The sequence below is a fragment of the Roseovarius sp. BRH_c41 genome (assembly GCF_000961715.1).
GTDB lineage: Bacteria > Pseudomonadota > Alphaproteobacteria > Rhodobacterales > Rhodobacteraceae > Roseovarius.
The window spans coordinates 66617-91204 of sequence record NZ_LADY01000037.1 but is presented as its reverse complement, the minus strand read 5'-3'; the positions used below and the strand labels follow the sequence as shown (position 1 = coordinate 91204).

Genomic DNA, 24588 nt, shown 5'->3' with positions numbered 1-24588 from the left:
GCGCTTCAGCGTGAGTTCACAGCCGCTTGGCGCTCGTCGGCTACAATCCCGGACCCGAGGCGGTCAATCGCCACGACGGCATTTTCCTTGCCGAGAACCCATGGCCCATGCGGCGAAAGTGTCCGCCGCGATGCTGCGCCTGAGAGGAGAGATTGCGTGAGAAGACCTGAGACAGTGACCGCCGTTGCGGCGGCACTGCTGAACGACGACATCCTCGGCCCAGGCGACCGCTGCGCCTCTAGCACCAACCGCAAATTCGAGGGCCGACAGGAGCCGGGCGCCCGCACCCACTTGATGAGCCCCGCCATGGTCGCCGCCGCGGCGGTCAGTGGGCGACTCGTCGACAGCCTCAGCCTCGGAAGGGCCTCCTGACATGACCGAGTTCCTGCGCGTCACCGGACCCGCCGTTGCCCTCATCGCGCCCAAGGTCGGTACCGACATGATCATGATCATGCCGAAGCAGTTCATGAATGGGATCGACCGGGCAGGGCTTCCGGATCGGGGCAGTGCAGAAGGACGCGCTGATGCGGGGGCTCTACGCCGTCCGGCTAAACGCTGGAGAACGCCGATCAAATAAGAGCCTTCGAAGCGGCGCATTTCGTAGCCAACGCCCGGCTGATTCCGTCCCGGACGTGAGCACCAACGCCGGGCACGAGTTGGTCAACCTGATGACCGCAGCCTCTCGATTCGAGGCATGGCCTCGCTCTCGGCCAGGATCATCTCGAGGAACTCGCGAACGTAGGGCCGGTCGGCGGAGATCGCGTTGACCTTGGCATAGTAGCCGCGGTCGATCTGCAGCGGGGCATCGAAGATCGGTTGCAGCCGGCCGGTGGAGACGTGGTCGCGCATTAGGTGATGCCATCCCAGCACCGCGCCCCGCCCGGCAATCGCCGCATCCACCAGCAACGGGTAGTTGTTGCTTGCGATGCTGTAGGGCCGGCTCGGTGGCGGGCATCCTTGCGCGCGGAACCAGTCGCCCCATGACAGCGGGAACCACCCGATCGCCTCCGAGTGCCAGTGCATCGGGTGCAGGTCAAGCAACTCGACGCGGTGCAGGTCTTCCGGCGCGGTGATCGGACCGAACCGCTCCAGGAACCCAGCACTGCACATCGGCTCCGTCACCTCGGCGAACATGTAGTAAAGCGTTTCGCCCACCTCGCAGCGCTCGTTGCCGCAGATGATCGACACGTCCACGTCGTCGAAGTTGCGCAGGCGGTCGTTTTCGTCGGAGGCGAGTAGGACGAAACTGACATCTGGATGCGCCGCCTGGAACCGCTCCACGAAGGGCGTGAGCCAAAGCGCCATGCTGGCCGTAGTGCCGCTGACGGTGATGGTCTCCACGCTGTCCTGCTGCCTGACTTCGGCAATCGCATCGCAGAGCCCGTCGAGCCCGGCGACCACGGCGGACAGGATGCGCTGGCCATCGCCGGTGAGCTCCAAAGCGTTGTGCAGCCGCTTGAAGAGGGCCACCCCGAGAGCCTTTTCGAGACCCCTGATCTGCTGGCTGATGGCGGCCGGCGTCACGTTCAGCTCGTTGGCGGCAAGGGTGAAGCTTAGGTGCTTCGCCGCCACCTCGAAGGTGGCGAAGGAGCCCAGGGAAGGAAGGTATCGCCGCATGTTCGCCATGCCATAACGTTAGCAATCATTGGCGGGCTACTCAAGCGCGCTACTCGCGGCGAGCCTGCCACTCCTTCCAGCGCAGCGCAACCTTGGCACCAATCGTGGAGAGTGGCGGTGGCGGCAGACGGGACGGGGCGCCTTCAGCGGCGAAGAAATCGGTAATCTCGGATGTGACCCCGCTGGCGGTTTCGGCGGCGCAGATGCCCGTCAGCGTGCCGCGCGCCGTGCCCAGACCGTTTTGGCAACAGGCGGCAAACACGTTGCGCTCGATCTCGCCGGTGACCGACACGTTATTGCGCGACAGGCAGAGATGCCCTGACCAGACATGCTCCATCTTCACGTCGGAAAGCTGCGGAAACCGCGCGTCGAACTTCTGGCGCATGATCCGGGTGGCGCGGCGCATCTGGCCTTCGGTGGTTTCCATGCCGGGGCGAAACTCGGCGCAGGTGCGGGTGACGATCCGGTTGCCGCCCTGGCCGTTGTCGATACGGCGCATGGTGGTGCCCATCGGATCGGCTGGGGTGATGCCCCAGCGGGGCGTGCCGCCGAGGCGACGCAGAGCATCGGGGCCGAGCTCTTCGGTCATGCTCGCGAAGAGGAAGACATGCATCAACCGGTTGCGGGCAAAGCCGAAGCTTTCGAGGTGGCCGTTGTTGGCCAAGATCAGCTTGCCGGCGGAGACAGCGCCACCCGGCGTGGAGACGCGCCAGCCGTCGCCTTCGCGGTGGAAGGCGGTGACCGGGCTCTCCTCGCAGATTTGAACGCTGCGCGTGAGGCCGGCGGCGAGTCCGCGCACGTATCCGGCAGGCTGCAACATCACCGTGCCGGGGGTGAACAGGCCCGAGCGGTAGTAGCGGCTGCCGGTCAGCTCGGCCATGCCCTGGGCATCAAGCATTTCGCAGGGCTCGCCCAGCGTGGCGAGATGTGCGGCGTAGCTCAGGTTCTGGTCGTGGCTTGCCTCGCACGCGGCGCCGTTGGTCTTGCCAGCCGGATCGAAATAATTGGCGTCGATCCCGTAGTCTTCGACCGCCGCGCGGGCAAAGGCGATGGCCTGGCGATTCAGCGCTGTCTGGCTGCGGTCTTGCGCGGCGCTGTCGCCGGCGTAGTCCTCAGAGGTTAGGTTGTGCGGCAGATCGATCATGAAGCCCGAGTTGCGCCCTGCCGCGGCCTCACCGATCCGCCCCGCCTCGAGCACCAGCACGCGACGCCGAGGATCGAGTTGAACCAGCCTGCGCGCCGCCGAGAGCCCGGCGAATCCCGCCCCGGCGATCACCACGTCGGCAGTGCTGTTGCCGTCGAGCTGGGGCAGGGCGGGGCTTTCGCCCAGAATAGCGTTCCAGGCTGCACGACCGGCGTGTTTCGGCAGGCGTTTGGCGGTGTAGCTGCTCTTCATTCTTGCACCCATGGCTAACTGATCTTGGGGAGCGGGGGACAAACTGACCGCTCCCGGCCCGCCCGGATAATGCCCTGCCGCACCCATGTTGTCAGGCGACTTCGCCGTCAGCCGGATCGCTGGTGTCGATCCAGATGGTCTTCAGCTGGGTGTACTGGTCGTGGGCGTGGATGGAGTTGTCGCGCCCGCCGAAGCCAGACTGCTTGTAGCCGCCGAAAGGGGTAGAGATGTCGCCCTCGCCGAAGCTGTTGACCGTCACCGTGCCGGCGCGGATCGCGCGCGCGCCCCGGATCGCGCGGCGGGCGTTGGAGGTGAAGATCGAGGCGGCGAGGCCGTATTCGGTGTCGTTCGCCACGGCGATGGCCTCGTCGAAGCTGCTGACGGTAATGACCGATAGCACGGGCCCGAAGATCTCCTCCTTCGCCAGTACTGCGTCGTTGCTGCCGACATCGACGATGGTCGGCTCGACGAAGGCACCGCCGCTGTCCTTGCCACCCATCAGGATCTGGCCCTTGTCGGCTTCCTTGAGATAGCCGCAGACCTTTTCGAAATGGGCCTTTGAGACCAGCGCGCCGACGCGAACGGAGGGATCGAGCGGATCGCCGACGTTCCACTGGCGGGAGGCGGCCTGAACACGGGCGAGCAGGTCGTCCTTGATCGCCTCGTGAACGATCAGCCGGGAGGCGGCGGAGCAGTTCTCGCCCATGTTCCAGAACGCGCCGTTGACGACGTGTTCCGCCACGCTGTCGAGATACTCGGCGTCGTCCATCACGATGCAGGGGTTCTTGCCGCCCATCTCCAACACCACTTCCTTGAGGTTGCTGTCGGCGGAGTAGTGCAGGAAGCGACGGCCTGTGACGGTGGAGCCGGTGAAGGACACCATGTCCACATCGGGGTGACGGCCGAGCGGTTCGCCCACGGCCGAACCGCTGCCAGTGACCACGTTCAGCACACCCGCGGGCACGCCGGCCTCGTGCGCCAGCTCGGCCAGGCGCAGCGCCGTGAGCGAGGTTTCGGCGGCGGGCTTCACAACCAACGAGCATCCGGCGGCCAGCGCCGGGCCGATCTTCCAGGCCATCATCAGCAGCGGAAAGTTCCACGGAAGTACGAGGCCCACGACTCCCACAGGCTCGCGCACGATCATGGCGATGTGGTTGTCGGAAGCCGGGGCAACCTGGTCGTAGATCTTGTCGATCAGCTCGGCGTGCCACTTGATGCAATGGATGGTCTCGGGCACGTCGACATTGGCGCAGTCGTAGATCGTCTTGCCACTGTCTAGGCTCTCCATCACCGCCAGCTCATGGGCGTTGCGGGTCAACACCTTGCAGAAGCGGATTAGCACGTCCTTACGCTCGGAGGGATGCAAGCGCGACCAACGGCCATCCTCGAAAGCCTCACGGGCCTTTGACACGGCAAAATCCACGTCCTCCGCCGCGCAGGCCGCCACGTCGCCCAGCTTGACGCCGGTAGCCGGGTTTACGGTCTCGAAGGTGTTGCCCGAGGTCGCGGGCCGGAAGCTGCCGTCGATGAAGGCATTGCCGGGAAGGTTGAGGGAGGCGGCGATGGCCTCGTATTCTTCGCGGGTCAGTAACTCGGTCATGATCAATTCTCCGCCTTGATGGCCGCAATGGTGGTCTTGAGGGTTCGGATGACCTGTTCCAGCTCGCGCTTGTCATCCTTGTTCAGCCCGCGCAGCGGTGGGCGCATCGGGCCGGTCCGCAACCCGGCGAATTCGGTGCCATGCTTGACGCACTGGATGAACTTGCCGCCCTGCTCGAGCACCCGCATCAGTGGCATCATGGCGCTCATGATTCGGCGGCCCTTGGCGAAATCGCCTTGCACCGCGCAGGTCTCGTAAAGGAACACGTGCTCCTCGGGCAGGAAGTTGGAGCCAGCACAGATCCAACTGCGGGCACCCCAGGCGAAGAACTCGAGCGCCTGATCGTCCATGCCGCAGGACATCTGGATGTGCGGGTAGTCGCGGGCAAGCAGGTGCACGCGGTTGATGTCGCCCGAGCTTTCCTTGATCCCGATGAAGTTGCGCGACCGGCAGACCCGGTTGAGGAATTCCTCGCCCATCTCCACGCCCATCCGGCCGGGGTAGTTGTAGAGGATGATCGGCAGGTCGGCGGCACGGTCGATGGCCAGTGCATTCAGCGCGTTCTCGTGCTCGGTCGGCACCGAATAGGGCGGCGTACCAAGCAGCAGTGCGTCGGCGCCGATCTCGCGGGCGCCCATTGCCAGTGCAATCGAATCCGGGGTGCGCATCGCGCCGGTGCCGACGATCAGCGGTAGCCGCCCCTTGAGCTGCTTGCCGATGAAGGCGGCCAGTTCGAGGCGCTCTTCGACGGTCTGGGTGTAGTTCTCGGCGGTCGAGCCGCCGGAGATCAGCCCGTGGACGCCTTTCTCGACCAGATGCTCGACGATATCTGCAAGCGCGTCATAATCGACATCGCCCCCGTCATCGAACGGTGTCACGATTGGTGTGTAGATCCCCTCGAGGGTGAACCTGAACAACATGGTATTGCCCCTTCTTGCGGTTGAAAGCGGTTTCGGTTGACGGCTGGGCCGCCGGGAGTTGAGGCCAGTCCTGCGTCGCGCCGGGCGGGAGCAGGACCGGGAATTTGCGGCTACTGGACGAACCCGAAGAGCCGCGGGAGGAACAGGGCCAGCGGTGGCCAGTAGGTTGTGACCAGCATGACAGGGAATGCGGCGAACACCATGAAATAGACCGCCGGTGTGATCACTTCCGACATGCCCACCTTGCCAACCCGGCAGGCCATGAAGAGGATGGGTGCCATCGGCGGGCTGTTGGCACCGATCACAACGCTGGTACCGATGATCGCCGCAAAGTGCACCGGGCTGACGCCGATCTCGGCCATGACCGGCACCATCAGCGGGCTGATGATCGCAATCAGGCTCACGTCATCCATGATCATGCCGAGCAGGATCAGAAAGACGTTGACCATCAGCAGGATCAGGATCGGGCTGGAGAAGGTGCCGAGCAGCAGGTCGGTCAGTTCCTGGGGAACCCGCTCGAAGGTGAATATCCGGCTTGCCACGAAGGAGAAGACTAGGATGATCATGATCAGGCCGGTGGTGGTGGCGGCCTCGATCATCGATTGCGCGATCTTTTTCAGCGTCAGTTCGCGATAGACGAAAAGCCCGACGGGGATCGCATAGCAGACCGCTACGGCAGCGGCCTCAGTCGGCGTGAAGATACCGCCATAAATGCCGCCAAGGATGATCACTGGCAGGAATAGTGCTGGCAACGCGCGCAACCCGGTGGTGCGGGAATCGGCGAGGCGCTCGCGGAAAGACGGCCTTTCATCGTTGCCGCCGAGGTTGCGGTTGACGTGGAGGATGTTGAGCACCGACAGGAAGATCATCAGCAGGATGCCCGGCCCGATGGTGGCCAGGAAGCAGGCCGCGACCGACTGGCGGGTGACCACCGCGTAGAGGATCATGGTGATTGACGGCGGGATCAGCAGGCCTAGCAGCGAGGAGATGCCCAGGAGGGCGCTGGTGTAGCCGCGGGTGTAACCGTGCTTTTCCATTGGGTCGATCATGATCGAGCCGATCGAGGCGACGGCGGCGGAGGCTGTTCCGGAGATTGCGCCGAAGATGCCACAGGCCACCACCATCGAGGTACCCATGCCGGTCTTCGAGCGGCCCACCATGGCCTCGACGAACTCGACCAGACGGCGGGCGATACCGCCCAATTGCATCAGGTAGCCGGTCATCACGAAGAGCGGCAGGGCCACGAGTACGACCGAGTTAACCGACCAGAAGCCTGTGGTCATCAGCGCCGAGACATCGACGTCGTAGGCGATGGAGAGGATCAGCGTCATCCCCGCAAAGGCAAAGACGACGGGTACGCCGATCATCATGAGGACGACGACGGCAACGATTGCAACGATGGCACCCATCTCGGATTACTCCACTTCTGCCGACGGATCGCCGGGCTTGATGGCCTTGCCGGTGATCTCGAGAACGAGGTCACGGGTCAGGTAGATAACGAAGAGAATCGAGGCGACGAAAAGGCTCGACTGCGAGACCCACCACGGGATGCCGAAGACAGGGGTGGACTGCCCGCGCGACAGGCCGAAAGACAGCAGCGACCAGGCCCACCAGACGAACATCATCGCCACGCCCAGCGAGATCGCCGTGGAGAGTAGCGCGGCGCCTCGGATGACCCTGGGGTTCGAGGTCATGACGCCGACGAAATCGGCGGTCAGGTGCGAGCGGTCACGCGAGGCCAGCGAGGCACCGAGCATGTAGAACCACATGATCGCCAGCAGCATGATTTCCTCGAGCCCGAAGATCGGGGCGCCGAGGAAGGCGCGGCTGACGATGCCCACCACCAGCAGGACAGCGACCATCAGGCCGACGACCACGAGGATCGGGTGGACGATCCGCACGACGATCCGGTCGAGCGTTTTCAGGACATTCAGCATTGGTCTCCTCCCCACTGCCGGACCGCGAGACCCGGCGGTACTAAGGGACCGCCGGGCGATGTTTTCGACTTACTTCGGAACCGAGGCGTTGGCGCGGACAGTGTCCATGATCTCGGCGCCGAGGGCGTCTTCGACCTGCGGCCAGACTTCGGCGCGGACACGCTCGACCCAAGCGGCCTTCTGCTCGGGCGTCGGGACGATGTATTCCATCCCGACCTCCTGCGCGGCGGCGATCCACTTCTCGTCCTCGGCCCGGGCCTCGGTGAACTGCTTGTCAATCACCGCCACGGCTGCGTCCTCGATGATCTTGCGATCCTCGTCCGAGAGCTGCTCCCAGGTGTCGCCGTTCATCAGTAGCGAGTAGGAAGAGAAGTTGTGGGAGGACTGCACGAAGTAGTCGAGCTGGTCGCGGAAGTACTCATAATCCCAGAAAATCACGTTGGAGCTGTCGCCATCGACGACCCCGGTCTGGATCGAGGTGTAGACCTCGGCCCAGTCGATCGGCACCGCTTGGAAGCCCATGGCTTGCACCGTCTGAGGCAGCGGGAAGATCGGCTGCGAGCGGACGCGCAGGCCCTGGGCGTCCTCAAAGCTGGTGGCGTAGCGGCCCTTGGTGGCGATGCCGCCGAAGCCCTCAGGGAAGGGGCCGAAGTATTTCAGGCCGATGTCCTGGTAGACCGGCTCGATCACATCGCGCACCCAGCCGTCCTTGCCGAAGGAGGAGATGGCATCATCCCAGTCGAGCACGAGGTAGGGGATATAGTTCACGCCAATTCGCTGGTCGTAGGAGGTTTGCGGCCAGGTGATCATCATGTGGACGTTGCCCTGCACGAGCTGGTCGAACAGTTCCTGCTGGCCGCCAAGCTCGCCTTGGTAGAACACGTTGACCTCGATGCGGTCGTTCGAGTTCTGCTGGATCATTGAGGCCCAGTCCTGCATGGCCTTGCCAAGCACGGAGTCGCGGTCGCCGGCTTCGCTGGTGAGCACCAGGGTCATGTCGGCGGCGGATAGCGGCGCAGCCAGCGCGGTCATGAGCGAGGCGACGGAAACGAGGGTCTTGTGGTACATGCGGGTCCTCCCAAGGGCAGTTTCGTGACTTGAAATCCGCGAAATTCGGATGGGTTTTGATGCTGTTTCAGACCCCGATTCTTCAAACGAGAATATCGTGGGGCTTGGTTAAAGGGATTCCTTTTGCCGCAGGTGCGAAATGGTCAAACAATTGATTAAAAATCAAAAAAATGCGCCCGCGCCGGGGGTCCGGACGAGCGCAGCAGGCGGGTGTCGTCGAAACGTGGCACCCTCAGCACTCTGGCAGGTTGACAGCGATGCCCCCCTGCGAAGTCTTTGTACTTCGCGCTCATGTCGCGCCCGGTGTCACTGGGGAGTGGAAAGAACGTGGGGTTCAGGCCGCTTCAAGTCGACCGGCTGAAAGCCTACCATCCAAGACAGCGGCTCTCACCGTCGCCACACGGTGAGCCCCGCGCGGAGACCAGCGCATCCTCTGCTTTTTGCCCATGCGGGTGTTGGCAATGTCAATCACAAGGCCCTCGGCCCGGCATGTCGATACCGCTCGCCCTTGCTGCCTAAGCCTCGCATAGTTGGCGACGGCGGGCCGGTTGTATTCGAGGTATGTCCTCAACTCCATGGCGCGAGAAACTACAGAAAATGCCGCATCGCGCCGGGCGCCGGTTGAACTCTTGCGACTATGCATTCCAATCCTGACCAAGGCCGCGAGTGCCTCCAGCGCCCGACCTGTTTATCCGTCGCAAACACGCCAACGGAGGTTATGTACAAACGGTAGAACTTCGTCGGCTTCAGAGCTTTCGTGGCATGACAACAAGGTTTGACAGGTGGTTTCGACGTGCCTGATTCGGATTGAAATGTGCCGCCAGTTGAGAATGTGATTTACACCAGCTCCAATGGCGTTCCGCACCAGACGGGGCAGCGCGGGATCCCCATCTGAAAGAACGTTCACTTGATCACTCTCCCGCCACCCGGCTGCTGCCTGGTTCGTTCGCATGCACGCCAGTGGATGATCAGTGCCGGACAGGCTCAGCCCAAACCGGCGTTTTGTGCCTGCTCCGTCCTCCATCGCACCCACGACGGCCTCGGAGTTTCTTCTTTGATACTCGGGTCTTGAACGAATGTAAGCACTATCAAGAAATACTGAAATCTCACGGCTTCCATGCGCATTCGTGTTGGCAACCAATTCATTCAAGCCGTCCTCGAGACGGTCAGCCACGGAAGCAAGGCGGTTTCGGATTGTCATGTGGTTTTGCCGCGGACAAGGTGTCAGCATGTTCAGAAGGCGCGCCGCCTCGCGAAAGCTATGCCGCGCTGCAAGTTCCGCTTGCAGCCGTTGCAGCTCGGGTGTCGCCCGGGTTCGCAGCACTCGGGTCAGCGGTGAGTACGCAGCCCTGATTTCCGGATGTCCTGGCAAGCCGCACCTGCACATCCGGACCCGTGGTACCGCAACCGTGACGCGCCCAAAGAGCGTATCGATGCGGCGCTCTCGACGATCATGGACGGGAAGATAGCTCCCTGTCCAACTTCTGAAACGCGAGCTAGTCGTTTATGTGCACCAATCGACACAGTCTCAGGTCATAACCAATCTGGAGAGCCAGCGGCGGCAATACGATCTTGCCCCCGCTCTCTCTTCGAAGCAGCTCAATTGCTAGCCGATGATGCGAGAATGCGCTTCCGGATCGGTGAGGCCGCGTCTGTCAGATCGGACTGAATAGCATGTTTCGCCGCTTCGGCGTTTCCTTCGCGAACCGCCTTGATCGCCGCAGCGTGATGAGCATACCCAGAGCTCGAAAGCACTCCGCTGCGAACGATATTCATCAGCGGTCCGTATCGCATCCACAATAGCTCGATCATGTCAATCATGTTAGCGTTCCCGCTCGCGGCGTAGAGTACGAAATGAAACTCTTGGTTCTTGCGCAAATACGATTTGAGATCGTCTGTGCGCGCCAAGGTCACCATTTCAAAGTCGATCTGCTCCATTTGGTCTGCAAGCTCGGGATCAGGTTTCAAGGCAGCCAAACTGGCGGCTTCGCCTTCGAGCAGCAAGCGAAGTGGCAACAGGGAATCGAGGCTTTCCAAGGTCGCTCGCGGGATGCAAAGCGACCGACGTGGCGGTGCTTCCATGGCCTTGGCGGCCACAAGCCGGTTGGTTGCCTCTCTGATCGGCATCTGACTGGTTCCGAATGCCTCAGAAAGTTGATGTAAAGTGATCTTCTGACCCGGCTCAAACTCACCGATCATGCAAGATTGCTTCAGAGCGTCGTAAATATACTCCAGGTCCGAGATCGGACGACGCGCATCGAACTGGGGTAGGGTGTTTCGTTTGTTCACTGTCGTGCCCTCTAACGTGCCACTGTCACCAGATGTGCAGGCCTCCAGACGACCTACTCCGAAATATTCCGCTTTTTCAACTGTCTGCACACGTTTCGCAAGCATTGTTGAAAAAAGAACTTGACCAAATATGCTTTTTGATCAGATATCATATAACTCAGTTTGTGGAGGAACGCAACTTGGACGACGCTCAGATCAGGCATTTTGAAGAGCAAAAACCCGTTGCAGTGATTGGGGCAGGACTCATTGGCTGCAGTTGGGCGTCGCTCTTTGCGGCTTCGGGGATGGAGGTCCGAGTTCACGATCCGCGGCCTGACACCTCCCAACTGCTCCCTGCATTCTGGGAAGACGTTCGCCCGACTTTGAAGCTGCTCGGCCATGATTTCGCCGAAGCGCACACACCGAACTTCGTGATCTGCGATACCGTTGCAGAGGCAGTCGAAGGCGCCTGGCTGATCAAGGAATGTATTCCAGAACGGCTGGATCTGAAGCAATCGCTCTACGCCCAGATCGAGCCAGTGCTTGCCCCCGATGCCATCGTGGCGACCAGTTCCTCTGGGTTGAAGCTATCAGATCTTCAGGCGTTTTGGACCGACCCCTCGCGGCTGATCATTGCTCATCCGTTCAATCCACCGCACCTGATACCGCTGGTCGAACTCTACGGCAACGACCTGACTGCACCGGACATCATACCCCTTGCAAAGGCCTTTTTTGAAGGCTGCGGCAAGGTCACGATCACGCTGAAACGCGAGGTGCCCGCCCATGTTGCCAATAGGCTGCAGGCGGCGCTGTGGCGCGAAGCAATTCACCTGGTTACCGACGGGGTTGCAAGCGTCGAGGATGTGGATACGGCCGTCTGGGCCGGGCCGGGGTTGCGGTGGGCCATCATGGGTCCGCACATGCTGCTGAACCTTGGTGGCGGCGAGGGCGGCTTGCGCGCTTACGTTGGCCAGTTTGCCGATCACTACGCTGAATGGTGGGATGATCTGGGCAGGCCGCAACTAACCCAAGACACCGTCGACGCGCTGGTGGAAGGCATTTCGCAGGAAGCGGGATCGCGGGATTACAGAACGCTTCGGGCTGAGCGCGACAGCCAGATTCTCGCGCTGCTCCGGTCTATCCGCCCCAATCTACGACAATCCGCTGGTGCCACACCGGTCTGAAACGATCTTTTCGAAGGACTTGCCCATGAAACGCAAAGTTGTGCTTACCTGTGCCGTGACCGGGGACGGACCAATCCATCCCAAATACCCGGACTATCCAGTGACACCGGAACAGATCGCGCGCAACTGTCTGGATGCCGCGGCGGCTGGGGCGTCCGTGGTCCATATCCATGGTCGAAATCCTGAAACGGGTGAGGGCGACCGCTCACCGGCCGTCTTTCGCGAAATCGTCGAGCGGGTGCGGGCCGAGAACCCAAACATTGTCGTCAACCTGACCACCGGCATGGGCGCCACCTTCGTGCCCGATCCCGAAGACGAAGCGCGCGCCCATCCTACGACAGACGTTGCGAGTGCCCGCGAACGCGTTCAGCATGTGGTCGAGCTGCGCCCGGAGATCTGCACGCTGGACGCTGTGACGATGAACCTCGAAGGCGGGATCGCCGGGGCGCCGGATTGCGTGTTCATGAACACGCCTGGAACACTGGATCGAATGGCCGCCCTGATTCGCAACGCGGGCGTCAAGCCGGAGGTCGAGGTCTTCAATCCCGGTGACATACTGCTCGCGAATAAGATGGTGGCGGAAGGCCTGATCGAGCGGCCGCCGCTGTTCCAGATATGTCTCGGCGTCAAATGGTCGGCCCCGGCAGATGCCAGAACCCTGCTCTACATGAAGGATCTGCTGCCCGCAAACGCAAGGTGGAGCGCCTTTGGCATTTCGCGCTGGCAGATGGACATGGTGGCGCTTTCCACCGTGTTGGGTGGCCATTGCCGGGTCGGACTCGAGGACAACATCTATCTTGAACGTGGTGTCTTCGCGACGAATGTGCAATTGGTCGAGCGTGCCTCCCGGGTTATCCGGGATCTGGGCTGCGACGTCGCCACACCCGATGAGGCACGCGAGATCTTGGGTCTGCGCTCCGCTGCCGCTGAACTGGAATCGGCACAATGAGCCGCCTGGTCCTGACCCATGTCTTTCATCCCTGGCATTGCGACCATTTCGGCCATGTCAACACGCGCCACTATGCGGCGGCGTTCGACGATGCGACCTTTGCATTCTGGGCCGGACTCGGTGTGGGGCAGGGTTCCATCGTTCCGGTCACTGCAAGGCAGATGATCACCTACCAGACGGAATCGACCTCGGGAACCGTTGTATCGATCCACGCGAAACCCGTCAGGGTTGGCGACAAATCCGTGACGCTTGAATTCGCAATGTCGGATCTCGCGGGCGGGGCACTGGCGCATTTCGAAGTAGTCGAAGTATTCTTCGACAATACTACACGCCAGAGCGCAAAGATGCCGGAAAACGTCCGTGCTGCCCTCAACGCACTTGCCGAAGCGGCTAGCTAGGCGAATTGATCCAGTCCTTGGGCCGCCATCAAAGGGAGAAAGCGCCGCAGCAGGCATAGAACAACAGCCCGCAGAGGCGCCCCCAACATCGTCAGGTGACAACAGTAGGGCAAATACCACAAACCAAAAAGACCATTCTCACAAGGGAGACGAAGATGACCAACGATATGAGATCACTTTTTTCGCGCCGTGCTTTTCTGAACCGCAGCGCGTTCGCCGCCATCGGCCTTGCCGCCCCGTCGCTGATCACAACGCGCGGCCTTGCTGCCGAACCGGACGTGATCCGCATGGGCATGGTGAACCCGCTCGAAGGCGAGTGTGCCCAGTGGGGTATTCCGATAGTCCGCGCCGGCAAGATGTGGGCCGACGAACATAATGCAGCGGGCGGCATCCTCTGCGGGGACGGCGAGCGTCACCGCATCGAATATTCGGCCTACACCAACGTTTGCTTTTACCCGAACGAAGAACTGAAGGCATTTCGCAGCGCGATTCTGCAAGATGATTGCAAGTTCATGTTTCAAACCTATACGCCGGCATCGCGTAAGGCCATCGCCCGGCTGGCAACCGAATCCGGCGTTCTAACGAACAGCTATGGCGGCGGGTTCATGTCCGCTGATTTCCCATATCTGATGGGCGGCATTACAGGATCGCCGACCGCATTCCTTGGTCTTGTATCTCACGTCCTGGAACAACACTCAGACGTGAAACGCGTGGCGTTGATGTTTACCGACAACTCGTTCGGCCATGCCGGACGGGCCTACACGGCTGCAGGCTGCGCGCCCTACGAGGCCGATGGGTCGCTGGAAGTGGTTTATAACGAGGTCTTCGATCCGGCCACCACCGACTTTTTCCCACTGCTGGAAGCCGTTCTGGCGACGAAACCGGACGCCATTTTCTATTCCGACCTGCCTCCCGGCAAGCAGGCCATCCTGCTTGAAACCTCACAGGCCCTCGGGTTCGATGGCATCTGGATGTCGCATTCCTGGGATCTGCCGCAGATCGCGCAGCGCGTCGATCTCGTCAACCTTGAAGGCCGGGTCTACAGCGGCTTTGGGGTCGATGCGTCGGAACCAACCTTTTCGGCGAAGGCGCATCAGATGTACCAGAACTATGTCGAACAATTTGGTGCTAGCGAGTGGATCGGCTTTGCCGGTCTGACCTATTCGGCCATGGCCAGCCTTGATCAGGCTTTTGCGGAGAGTCCATCGGTCGATCCCAGGGACGTGATGGAAACGGTCTACGGCATAAAGGAAATGGATCATCCGATCTATGGCAAATCGCAATGGTCCGGTGTCGATATTTTCGGTGTGGACCATCACCTGCTGACCCCGACACCGAAATATGTCGTATCTGGCGGTGATCTCGCGCTCTCCGGCGTGGCCGACGACGGGGCATGGTGGGCCGAACACAAGGCAGCGGCGCTGCCCGTTCTCAAGAAATACGGCGCGACCGAAGTCTGATCGCGTTCAATCGAAACTCGAGCGGCGGACGTTGGGGATGGCCCACCGCCGCCAACTGGAAAGGAACCTCTCAAATGGCGAGAGACGATATTCTTATACCCCCGTACAAGACTGAACTCTTCGCAGAACCCATTCATGCGGAAGAAATCCAGAACCTACCTGGTGCGCTCGACAAGGGCGATGAAAACGTTGACCCGGTGACCTTTTCCATCGTGCACGCGCGTGTCGAAGGCATCATGACCGAAATGACCGAGACAATCCTCGCAACCGCCCGGAACCCGATTTTGCACGGCGCCAAGGACTTTACCTGCTGTCTGCTGGACACCTACGGCGCCTCGATACTGTCAATGGTGGACTGTATCCCCGTTCACGTCGGAACCATGAGCCCGCCGCTGCGTTTCGTGATCCGTGCCTTCGGCGACGACATCAAGGAAGGTGACGTTTTCTTGAACAACGCCTCCTTTGCTGGTAACAGCCATGTGGGCGATTTCACGATGTTCGCCCCGATCTTCTATGAAGGCAAACTGGTGGCTTGGGCCTGCTCCAAGTGTCACCTGCTGGATATCGGCGCGCATGTGCCCACCTCGATGGATCCTTTCGCCAAGGACATCTATGAGGAAGGTTATCACTTCCCGGCAGTACGCCTTTGCCGCGATCACAAGCCGATCACCGACATCATCCGCTTCATCGCCTACAACTTCCGTTACCCGCAGCAATGGCATGGCGACTTTCTTGCCCAGCTGTCCTCGCTCTGGGTGGCCGAGAGCCGTGTGCAGGAGATGTGCAAGCGTTTTGGTTATGACACCTTCAAGGGCTGCATGACCGAAAGCCTGAAATATGGCGAGCGGGCCATGAAAGAAGCGATCGCCAAGTTGCCCAAAATTACTGTCACCGAAACGCTCAAGTCGGAATGCTTCAAGGGCTATATCGACGAACCGCTCGAGTTCAAGATGACCCTGACTATCGACCCGGACGAGGGCTATATCGACTTTGACTATTCGGAGATGCCTGACCAAATCGACTTCTCGTACAACCTTAGCTACGCGACATGTCGCTGTTCCGCAGTGCAGGGCACGCTGCCGATCCTGCCGCCGGATCTGCCGTACAACTCTGGGGCGCTGGACCGTATCCGTGTGAAACAGCGCGTCGGTTCGATCGCGGGCATCCCAAGCTGGCCAATTGGCACCGAGGTCGCAACCGTCGGCCTGAACGACGAGGTCACGAACCTCGTTTTCAAGACATGGGCCAAGGTTCTGCCCGAACGCGCACTTGCGGGCATGGGCGAGCATCCGGCGGCGAACCACACCGGTGCCGGCGTCGATCCGCGCAAGAACAACCAGCCCTACGGGCACCTTCATTATCTTGCTGCATCGGCGGCCGGTGCGACCGAGGGCTTTGACGGTCTGCCGCACATGTTCGGCCATTGCATCATGGGCAACATGGGCTACGAAAGCCTCGAGATCCATGAGCAGTCGCTGCCCCGGATCATCTGGGAAGTGAAGGCCGAGACCGACTCTGGCGGCGCGGGCAAATGGCGCGGCGGCATCGCGATGTCGCACCGGCTGCAGCCCATCGATCATGACATGCAGTTGATCTATTGCGGCACTGGCCACACCCACCCGGCCTTTGGTCTGTTCGGTGGCGAAGGCGGCACCGTGGCGGACCACTGGCTGCTGGACAGCAAGACGCTGGAGGAGGAAGCTCACCTCGAAAACATGGGCGAAACCATCTGCAAGCGTGACCAGCACTGGTACGCCAAGACCGGCGGCGGAGGTGGTTTCGGCAATCCACTGGAGCGTGATCCCGAAGCGGTGCGTGACGATGCGCGGGATGGTTTCATCTCGCTCGACGCGGCCCGAAACGTCTACGGGGTCGTACTCGACACCAAACCTGAACTCTTCGCGGTGGATGTCTCCGCGACCGAAGCACTGCGCGCCGAAATGGCCGCAGTTTCGTCCTGAACCCCAACGGAGGACCAAGAAAATGGCTTATCGTATCAGTGTCGACGTTGGTGGCACTTTCACAGACCTCACCATTGCGGAGTCTGAAACCTTCACCCAACTCGGGCGGCACAAGTCGCCCACCACACCTGAGGACCGGTCCATCGGCATCCTCAACGCCATAAACCTTGCGGCGGAAGAACTGGGCCTGACGTTGAACGAGCTGCTGTCGGAAACCTCGGTCTTCTGCCACGGCTCGACCACGGCGACGAACACCATTCTCGAAATGTCTGGCGCCAAAACCGGACTGATCTGTACCCGCGGCACAAAATACACGCTCTGGCGCGGTGAGGGCCGCCGCCAGACCATGTTCAACTACAAGATGCCGCCCAATATGCCGTTGATCCGTCCGTACCTGTGCCGCGAAGTGACCGAGCGGATCGACAGCGAGGGTAATGTGCTCCTGGCGCTGAACGAGGAAGAGGTCCGCGCCGAGGTTCGGCAACTCAAGGAATGGGGCGTCGAGGCGATCGCGGTCTGCACCATGTGGTCCATCGTCAACGATGCACATGAAAAGCGCATCGGCGAGATCATCGAAGAGGAATATCCGGGCGTCGACTACTGCCTGTCTTCCGACGTCCAGCCGATCATCCGCGAATATTTCCGCACCTCCTGTGTGGTGCTGAACGCCATGCTTCAACCCAAGGTGACGCGCTATCTGAACGGGCTTCAGGGTAAGCTGGAAGACCGCGGGTTCAAGGGGGAAACTCTCATCGTCGTTTCGAACGGTGGTGTCGTGCCGATTGCCGAAGTTGCAAAGAAGCCTGTCTTCATGCTCTTTTCCGGTCCGTCAATGGCGCCGGATGCCGGCTATTACTTCAGCGAAATCGAGGGCCAGAAGAACTGTATCACCGTGGACATGGGCGGCACAAGCTTTGACGTGTCCACCGTGCTGGATGGCCAGATTACCACGACCAAGGATGGCCGCATCCTGAACTATCCGACCGGTGTCGCCTCGATCGAGATCGCGACACTTGGTGCCGGGGGTGGGTCGATCGCGACGGTGGACAAAGGCCTGATCAAGGTCGGCCCACGCTCGGCCGAAGCGGTGCCGGGACCAGCTTGCTACATGCGTGGCGGCACCGAACCAACGGTGACCGACGCCTATGTCGTCCTTGGGTATATCCAGCCAAAATACTTTCTGAACGGCCGGATGTTGATCGACCGTGATCTTGCCGTCAAGGCAGTGAAGGAGCATGTTGCCGATCCGCTTGGGATCTCTGTCGAAGAGGCGGCCTTCGGGATCACCCAGGTGGTCAACGAGAACATGATGGGAGGTATCCTCGACATGACGATCCGCCGTGGTGTCGATCCGCGCGAATTCGCGCTGGTGACCGGCGGAGGCGCAACATCGGTCCCGGTGTCGTTCCTTGCCAGGGAACTGGGCGTCAAGAAGGTGATCATCCCGCGCGAAACATCGGTGCTTTGCGCCTTTGGTGCCAATAACGCCGCCATCGCCATGAGTGAAGTCGTCTCTAAATACTCGGACACCGCAGATTTCGATTTTGACGGGGTGAACGAAGCCCTGGCCGGGATCACCGGCAAGGGCGCCGGCTTTCTGACCCGGATGGGCGTCGCACTGGAGGACCAGAAATTCGAACTGTTCGTCTCAGCCCGATACCCGATGCAGACGACCGAGCTGGAGATCCCGATCACATTGGACGATGGCGAGATCACTCCGACCAAGCTGGACGAGATTGCCAAGGCATTCCACGATGCCTATCTCGCGCGCTACAAGACCAACGATCCCGCATCCGAGGTCGAGTTCCTGATGTGGCGCAACCTTGCCACGTTCCAGCGGCCCAAGGTGGTGCTCCCGACGCAAGAGCGCAGCAACGCGTCTCCTGATGCCATTGCATTACTGTCCACGGGCAAGGCCTATTTCGGCGGAGGCAACTTTGTCGGCACGTCGGTTTATGACGGGTCCAAAATCGAGTTCGGCATGGATATTCAGGGACCGGCCATCGTGGTGCTGCCTGACACGACCATTGTGGTGCCGCCTTTTGCCGAACTGACGACGCGCGAACACGGCTATTTTGTAATGAACGTCGATACGGAGCAAAACTCTGAAGGGGCAACCGAGTCCGCACTGGAATGCGTGTGACAAATATTCGGGCAGCCCGCAAGAACTGCCCGGTCCATCAGTTTTGTCGGAGGCCGATATGCCAGATATTAATCTCGTCCAGCTGCTCTTCAACTTCCTGGCGCTCAGCGCATCCTATAGCCTGTTCGCCGTAGGTCTCGCACTTGTCTTCGGGGTGATGAGGGTCGTTAATTTTGCACATGGCGAGTTCTTCATGCTGGGTGGTTATTCGATTTGGCTTCTGCTGGCGGCCTTTTCGGGTGCGCCGCTCTGGGCGGTGTTCCTGATGGCGGTAGTGGTCGGTCCGATCATCGTCGGGATCATCGGTGGTGGTATAGAACGGATGATCTTTTGGCCTTTGGCCGACGATGCGTTCAACGGTTTCATCGCTTCGCTTGGCCTCTCCTACGTCTTGCAGGCTACGGTCGCGATCAGTTTCGGTGTGGTGTCCAAGAGCCTGCCGGTTCTCATTCCCGGCCAGATCGAGATCGCCGGAGCGATCCTGACCTGGCAAAGGGTGATCGTCATCCTTGGAGCCGTTCTCACGATGGCGGGACTCTGGTATTTCCTGAAACATACCCGAGGCGGGCGCGCCGTCCGCGCGGCCTCGCAGAATCGGGGCGCGGCAGTGTTGCAGGGCATCAACCTGCATCGCGTCAGCTTCATGACGATGGCAATCGGTGCAGCAATGGCCGGCCTGTCCGGTGTGCTGATGGGGAGCGTGCTGAATATCGGGCCTTACATGGGTCTTGAGGCGATCTGGAAGGCGTTCATAGTCGTGATCGTTGGCGGACTCGGCAGTATCAGTGGCGCGCTTGTCGCCGCCCTGCTGTTCGGGTTTATCGACAGCGTGGCAAGCACGTCGGGCTATGGCCAGTACATTGTCATCATAGACACAGTTATCATGCTGGTGGTCCTCGCCTTTTTTCCACGTGGTCTTCTGGGTCGGGAAGCCCCTACGCTGGAGCAAGGCGCGATCAAGCGGTTTCCAACCATCCTCCCAGTAAAGACGATACAGGTCATCAGCTTTGGCGCGATTGCGTTGGCTCTGCTGGTGGCTTGGCCCTTCGTGGTTGACGGCTACTTGTTGGGTGTCGGGGTGCTGTTCCTGATCAATCTGCTACTTGTCATCAGCTACCGCACGATTACCTCAATGGGCGGCTGGTCGTTCGCGCACATCACGATGCTGGCGATCGGAGCTTATACCATGGCCATCCTTCAAACCCAGTTCGGTATTTCGTTCTGGCTGATATTGCCACTGTCGGGCATCGTCGCCGCGATCATCGCGCTTGTTATCGCGTGGCCAGTAATGCGCACACGGCAGTTCTACTTTTTTCTCAGCACCTTTGCTGCTGGAGAAGCAATCCGTCAGTGTTTTATTCAGTTTAAAGGTACCTTCGGAGGCATCGAAGGCATCCCGTTTCTGTCACCGCCGTCCAAGGTCCTTGGTCTCAGTTTCTTTGATCCGGTGAATTTCTATTTCCTGGTCCTCATTATCGTCATGATCTGCAGCGGCATCCTTTATACTTTTGACCGGGGACGAACCGGACGGACCATTGTCGCGATGGCCGAAAACGAGAACCTGTCGCTGGCGCTTGGCACCAATGTCTGGGCACTCAAGACGCTGGCGTTCTGCGTCGGATCGTTCTTTGCTGGGATCGCGGGCGCGCTTTTTGCCGGATACAACGGCTTTGTCGCGCCAACGGATTTCAGCACTGGCATGATGTTCATGGTCATCGCGGCGCTGGTCATCGGCGGCAACCGGTCATTTCTCGGACCGATCTTCGGGCTGGTTCTGCTGACGGTTCTGGACGAGTTCCTGCGTGATCTGTCGCAACTTGTGCCACTGATCTACGGAATGACGATCATCCTGACAGTGCTCTTTCTGCCGCAAGGGCTGGAAGGTCTTGTCCGGCGTCTGTTCGCCTCCCAAACCGCGCTGCAGGCCTCCGGTGACAAAGGAGTTTCCCATGCTTCACGTGCGTGACCTGACCCGCCGGTTCGGAAGCCTGACGGCACTGGACGCGGTAAGCTGCGATATCGCCAGCGGAACGATCCATGGGTTGATCGGACCGAATGGCTCTGGAAAGACGACATTCTTCAACTGTGTCACTGGGTTCCTGAAACCGACATCGGGCAGCATCAGTTGGCAGGGTCAGGACATAACCAACTTGCCGCCGCATCGTATCGCGCGGATTGGCATTGCTCGCACCTTTCAAAACACGAGCAACTACGGAAACTTCACGCTCCGCCAGAATCTCGTCCTGGCCAGCCGCAACCGGATAAAGTCGCCTGCTTTGGCAAGGATGCTGAACTTGCCGTCTGCACGGCGTGAAGAGGCGCTGCAGGAACATGAGGCCGATGCACTGCTCGAGCGGTTTGGTCTGAACGACTTGGCTGATGTCCAGGCAGCGGACCTGCCGGGTGGAACGCAGAAGGTTTTGGGGGTTGCGATCGCGCTTTCGACTGGACCGCAGCTACTGATGCTCGATGAGCCGCTTGCCGGGCTGAATTCCGGAGAGAAGGTAAAACTTATGGAATTGCTGCGTGACATCCGGATGGAGGGGCAAACCATCCTGATCATTGAACACGACATGAAGGCTATCATGCAGACTTGCGACCAGATCACTGTCCTGTGCTATGGCGAGAAACTGGCGGAAGGCACCGCGAGCGAAGTCAGCCGGGACCCCGCCACGATCCGGGCCTATCTCGGTGAGGAGGCGTGATGCTGGAAATCAGGTGTCTGCATATTGATTATTCCGGGGTCATTGCCGTCGAAAATGCTTCGCTTGATGCCGCGGCTGGACAGATCACCACGATTGTCGGGGCGAACGGTGCTGGAAAGTCCTCGACCCTCAAGGCCATATCAGGCCTTGTTCGACCGGCGCAGGGTGAAATCCGGTTCAAGGGGGAATACCTCAACGGCAAGTCGCCAGAGCAAATCGTCGACATGGGCATCTGCCATGTGCCTGAAGGCCGGGGTTTGTATCCCTACATGTCCGTGCTCGATAACCTGCTCGTCGGTGCGCACCGGCGGAAGGACAAGGCCGGAATCCGGGACGATCTCGACAAGGTGTTCGACTATTTCCCCGTCCTCAAGGAGCACCGGCATCGCATCGCCCGAAACTTCTCCGGCGGGCAGCAGCAGATGATTGCTATCGGGCGCGGCATCATGAGCCGCCCGGATTTCTACCTGTTTGACGAACCCTCCATTGGGCTTGCTCCGCTGATAACGCGTGGGGTGCTGGACACGATTTCACGCATCGCGCGAGAGGAAAATTGTGGCGTCCTTCTGGTGGAGCAGAACGCCAAGCTCGCTCTGGACGTGGCAAGCTTTGCCTACGTGATGGATCTTGGTGCGATCACACTGTCAGGCCGGAGCGCTGATCTTGCCGCCAATGAAGAAGTCCGCCGTGCCTATCTGGGGCTCTGATGTCCTGTTGGGCACCACTCTGCGAGCCGCAGAATGTGAGGTCAATGCTGAATTCAGGTAGCTTTGGCTGGTTAAATCGGGATGCCTAAATTGGGGTATGATACACAGCGGCTCTGCAGTCGATCGGCGACACGATGAGCCTGCAGAATGGAGGTACAACTGTCCAGGGGACCGGCGCAGCCGTTTTGACGGGCTGCGCGATCAATGGGTGCATGGGCGTACTTTACGTCTGGAGCCTGTTCGCCCTTCCTCTGGAAACCACGCTGGAAATATCGCGCGCCGACGTGAGTGTGGCCCCGTCTCTTGCCTTGGGGTTTTTCACCTTCGGGATGGTGGTTCACAAAGCTTTGATCGACTGGTTTGGCAGGCAAGCCATGTGTTTTATCGCGTTCGCCCTCGCTGGTGGCGGTCATTTACTATTTGGCCTCCTGCCAGGGTATTCAACCCTGTTGACAGGATACGGCGTGCTGTTCGGCCTCGGGGCTGGACTGGGCTATGGCATCGCGCTATCGCTCGCCAGTGGTAGTCCTGACCGGCTCAGAGCCGTTTCCATCGGCCTCGTCACGTCTTGTTTTGCGCTCTGCAGTGTCGTCATTTCGATCACACTCGCCCCGACAGTCCGCGATGTGCCCGCGGAGACGATTTTCACATTCATCGGTCTTGGCCAGTTGACCATTGGCGTGATTGCAAGCCTGCTCATGCCGCGCGCCGCCAATGGCCCAGGCCATTCGCATATCCCGCAACTCCGCTCTTTCCTTACCTCGATGACATTCCTTGTCATTGCACTGTGCTTCTTTGTCATATGCTTTGCCGGATTGCTGGCTGTCGCGCACATTACCAGCATCCTGCAGGAACAAAGGTTGCAGTCGACCTTGGTCGACCTCGGGCCCGGATTGCTGACGTCAGGATATATTCTCGGATGTCTCACAGGTGGGAAATGGGTGGATTTTACCACGGGCCGCCGAGCACTGATTGGGGCGCTGTTGATAAACTGTGCTGCCCTGCTGGGGCTGCTCTCACCCTCTACCGCGGTCATTCTGGTGTCGACTTTTGGCATCGGCATAGTCTTTGGGTCCACCGCATCGCTGGTGCCCGTGGCGATCGGCGAAGCCTTCGGCACTAAGAATATCGGAATGGTTTACGGTTACATGATGATTGCCTACGGACTCGCCGGAATAGCCGCGCCGTGGATTGGCGGGTTGCTGTATACCTATTCTGGCAGTTACAGACCGAGTCTTTCTTTGTGCATAGCCATGATAGGCGCTTGCATCTTCGCAGTTTGGTTTTGGCGTCTCCCGCGTCCGAAGCATTGATTCTCGCAAACAGAGTCGTCGGAAGCGTAGAGTGCCACAAAGCGTGGGGCAATAATGCAGCCATTGTGGTTTGAGAATATTAGGGGCTGTTGACGTTCAGGATTTCTATTTGGTGTGAGTTCTAATTCAAGGTTGCAAACAGAGGAGAGCAGCCTTGACCCGTCATGTCTTGACCGACGCCCAATGGGCGATCATCGAACCTTTCTGCCTTGGCAAGGCCACAGATCCCGTCCAAACCGGACGCGCTTCACGTCTGTTCATGGAGGCTGTGTTGTGGATTGTGCGAACCGATGCGCAATGGCGGGAACTGCCCGTCGAATTCGGGAAGTGGAATTCTGTCTTCAAGCGGTTCCGGCGGTGGGTGAAAGCTGATGCTTTCTACAACATGTTCAGAACCTTGGCTGCGGACGCCGACTTCGAATACGCGATGATTGACGGTTCCATCGTCAAGGCCCACTGCTCCAACCAGGGCGCAAAAGGGGGACTCAGAGCCAGGCCATAGGACCCTCGCGCGGCGGCATGACGACGAAGATCGTTGTCCTGACCGACGCGCTTGGCAACGTTGTCTACTTCCGCCTGTTGCCGGGTCAAGCGCATGACCTGCGCGGCGTGCCGGAGCTGACCGACACGCTCACCGCAGATCACCTGCTAGCAGATCGCGCCTTCGATGCCGATTGGCTCCGAACCGCGCTGTTCGAACAGAGCATTACACCAGTCATCCCGCCGAAACCCAACCGCCGCTTTCCTGCCGAGTTCGACAAGGAAACCTACAATTGGCGGCATCTGATCGAAAATTATTTCGGAAAGCCCAAGGAAAACAGAGGCATCGCCATGCGCTCATGCAAGACCGACCAGAGCTTCAAGGCGTTCATTGCACTAGCCGCATTTATCATTCAACTCAGATGAACGTCAACAGCCCCTAGTTCAGCGCTGGATAGCATTGCTCGAATTCGCCGCGCAGC

At 60.1% G+C, this 24588-nt stretch carries 20 protein-coding genes and 2 pseudogenes; 13 read left to right on the top strand and 9 right to left on the bottom strand.

Annotated features, from left to right (window positions below):
- Positions 1 to 198 precede the first annotated feature (198 nt).
- Positions 199 to 372: pseudogene (locus tag VR71_RS11735) on the top strand (aconitase family protein); the annotation flags it as partial.
- Position 373: 1 nt separating this feature from the next.
- Complete coding sequence (locus VR71_RS11730; protein WP_045684087.1) at positions 374 to 577, top strand: hypothetical protein; 204 nt, start codon at positions 374 to 376, stop codon at positions 575 to 577.
- Positions 578 to 660: 83 nt separating this feature from the next.
- Here VR71_RS11730 and VR71_RS11725 read toward each other — a convergent pair whose 3' ends face one another.
- The 9 genes and pseudogenes from VR71_RS11725 to VR71_RS11685 all read right to left on the bottom strand — a co-directional run bounded on the left by VR71_RS11725 (position 661) and on the right by VR71_RS11685 (position 10932).
- Complete coding sequence (locus tag VR71_RS11725) at positions 661 to 1617, bottom strand: LysR family transcriptional regulator (RefSeq protein ID WP_296430284.1); 957 nt, start codon at positions 1615 to 1617, stop codon at positions 661 to 663.
- Positions 1618 to 1666: 49 nt separating this feature from the next.
- The gene (locus tag VR71_RS11720) at positions 1667 to 3013 is read right to left on the bottom strand and encodes an FAD-binding oxidoreductase (RefSeq protein WP_045684081.1); all 1347 of its coding nucleotides are present in this window, start codon (positions 3011 to 3013) and stop codon (positions 1667 to 1669) included.
- A gap of 91 nt (positions 3014 to 3104) precedes the next feature.
- A complete protein-coding gene (locus VR71_RS11715) occupies positions 3105 to 4613 on the bottom strand; it encodes an aldehyde dehydrogenase (protein WP_045684079.1) in 1509 nt (502 codons plus the stop codon).
- Between the two features lie 2 nt (positions 4614 to 4615).
- On the bottom strand, positions 4616 to 5533 hold the full coding sequence (locus tag VR71_RS11710; RefSeq protein ID WP_045684077.1) for a dihydrodipicolinate synthase family protein: 918 nt from the start codon (positions 5531 to 5533) through the stop codon (positions 4616 to 4618).
- 110 nt (positions 5534 to 5643) lie between these two features.
- A complete protein-coding gene (locus VR71_RS11705; RefSeq protein ID WP_045684075.1) occupies positions 5644 to 6942 on the bottom strand; it encodes a TRAP transporter large permease in 1299 nt (432 codons plus the stop codon).
- A 6-nt stretch (positions 6943 to 6948) separates the two neighbouring features.
- Complete coding sequence (locus tag VR71_RS11700) at positions 6949 to 7470, bottom strand: TRAP transporter small permease (RefSeq protein ID WP_045684072.1); 522 nt, start codon at positions 7468 to 7470, stop codon at positions 6949 to 6951.
- A gap of 69 nt (positions 7471 to 7539) precedes the next feature.
- On the bottom strand, positions 7540 to 8538 hold the full coding sequence (gene dctP, locus VR71_RS11695; protein ID WP_045684070.1) for a TRAP transporter substrate-binding protein DctP: 999 nt from the start codon (positions 8536 to 8538) through the stop codon (positions 7540 to 7542).
- 334 nt (positions 8539 to 8872) lie between these two features.
- A pseudogene (locus VR71_RS11690) lies at positions 8873 to 10018 on the bottom strand (ISKra4 family transposase); the annotation flags it as partial.
- A gap of 119 nt (positions 10019 to 10137) precedes the next feature.
- Positions 10138 to 10932, bottom strand: a complete 795-nt coding sequence (locus VR71_RS11685; RefSeq protein WP_045684068.1) for a GntR family transcriptional regulator — start codon at positions 10930 to 10932, stop codon at positions 10138 to 10140.
- 74 nt (positions 10933 to 11006) lie between these two features.
- Between VR71_RS11685 and VR71_RS11680 the strand changes: the two genes are divergently transcribed.
- The 11 genes from VR71_RS11680 to VR71_RS24910 all read left to right on the top strand — a co-directional run bounded on the left by VR71_RS11680 (position 11007) and on the right by VR71_RS24910 (position 24532).
- Positions 11007 to 11990, top strand: a complete 984-nt coding sequence (locus tag VR71_RS11680) for a 3-hydroxyacyl-CoA dehydrogenase NAD-binding domain-containing protein (RefSeq protein ID WP_296430282.1) — start codon at positions 11007 to 11009, stop codon at positions 11988 to 11990.
- Between the two features lie 25 nt (positions 11991 to 12015).
- Positions 12016 to 12939 (top strand): 3-keto-5-aminohexanoate cleavage protein, encoded by a 924-nt coding sequence (locus VR71_RS11675; protein ID WP_045684066.1) that lies wholly within the window; start codon positions 12016 to 12018, stop codon positions 12937 to 12939.
- Positions 12936 to 13337 (top strand): thioesterase family protein, encoded by a 402-nt coding sequence (locus tag VR71_RS24915; RefSeq protein ID WP_296430280.1) that lies wholly within the window; start codon positions 12936 to 12938, stop codon positions 13335 to 13337. Before VR71_RS11675 ends, VR71_RS24915 begins: the two co-directional genes overlap by 4 nt.
- Before the next feature lie 155 nt (positions 13338 to 13492).
- Entirely contained in the window at positions 13493 to 14797 is a 1305-nt protein-coding gene (locus tag VR71_RS11665; protein WP_045684064.1) for an ABC transporter substrate-binding protein, read from the top strand.
- A 74-nt stretch (positions 14798 to 14871) separates the two neighbouring features.
- Entirely contained in the window at positions 14872 to 16758 is a 1887-nt protein-coding gene (locus VR71_RS11660) for a hydantoinase B/oxoprolinase family protein (RefSeq protein ID WP_045684062.1), read from the top strand.
- 22 nt (positions 16759 to 16780) lie between these two features.
- Entirely contained in the window at positions 16781 to 18901 is a 2121-nt protein-coding gene (locus VR71_RS11655) for a hydantoinase/oxoprolinase family protein (protein WP_296430278.1), read from the top strand.
- A gap of 43 nt (positions 18902 to 18944) precedes the next feature.
- Positions 18945 to 20867, top strand: coding sequence for an ABC transporter permease (locus tag VR71_RS11650; protein ID WP_296430277.1), 1923 nt, complete (start codon positions 18945 to 18947; stop codon positions 20865 to 20867).
- A complete protein-coding gene (locus VR71_RS11645) occupies positions 20851 to 21606 on the top strand; it encodes an ABC transporter ATP-binding protein (RefSeq protein WP_045684057.1) in 756 nt (251 codons plus the stop codon). Before VR71_RS11650 ends, VR71_RS11645 begins: the two co-directional genes overlap by 17 nt.
- Positions 21606 to 22313 (top strand): ABC transporter ATP-binding protein, encoded by a 708-nt coding sequence (locus VR71_RS11640; RefSeq protein ID WP_045684055.1) that lies wholly within the window; start codon positions 21606 to 21608, stop codon positions 22311 to 22313. Before VR71_RS11645 ends, VR71_RS11640 begins: the two co-directional genes overlap by 1 nt.
- Positions 22314 to 22447: 134 nt before the next feature.
- Positions 22448 to 23626, top strand: a complete 1179-nt coding sequence (locus tag VR71_RS11635) for a nitrate/nitrite transporter (RefSeq protein ID WP_045684053.1) — start codon at positions 22448 to 22450, stop codon at positions 23624 to 23626.
- Positions 23627 to 23780: 154 nt separating this feature from the next.
- Positions 23781 to 24532, top strand: a protein-coding gene (locus VR71_RS24910; protein WP_296430275.1) for an IS5 family transposase whose coding sequence is annotated in 2 segments (ribosomal slippage) — positions 23781 to 24111 and positions 24111 to 24532 — 753 coding nt in all. Because the reading frame shifts where the segments join, the coding sequence is not laid out codon by codon here.
- Positions 24533 to 24588: the final 56 nt, after the last annotated feature.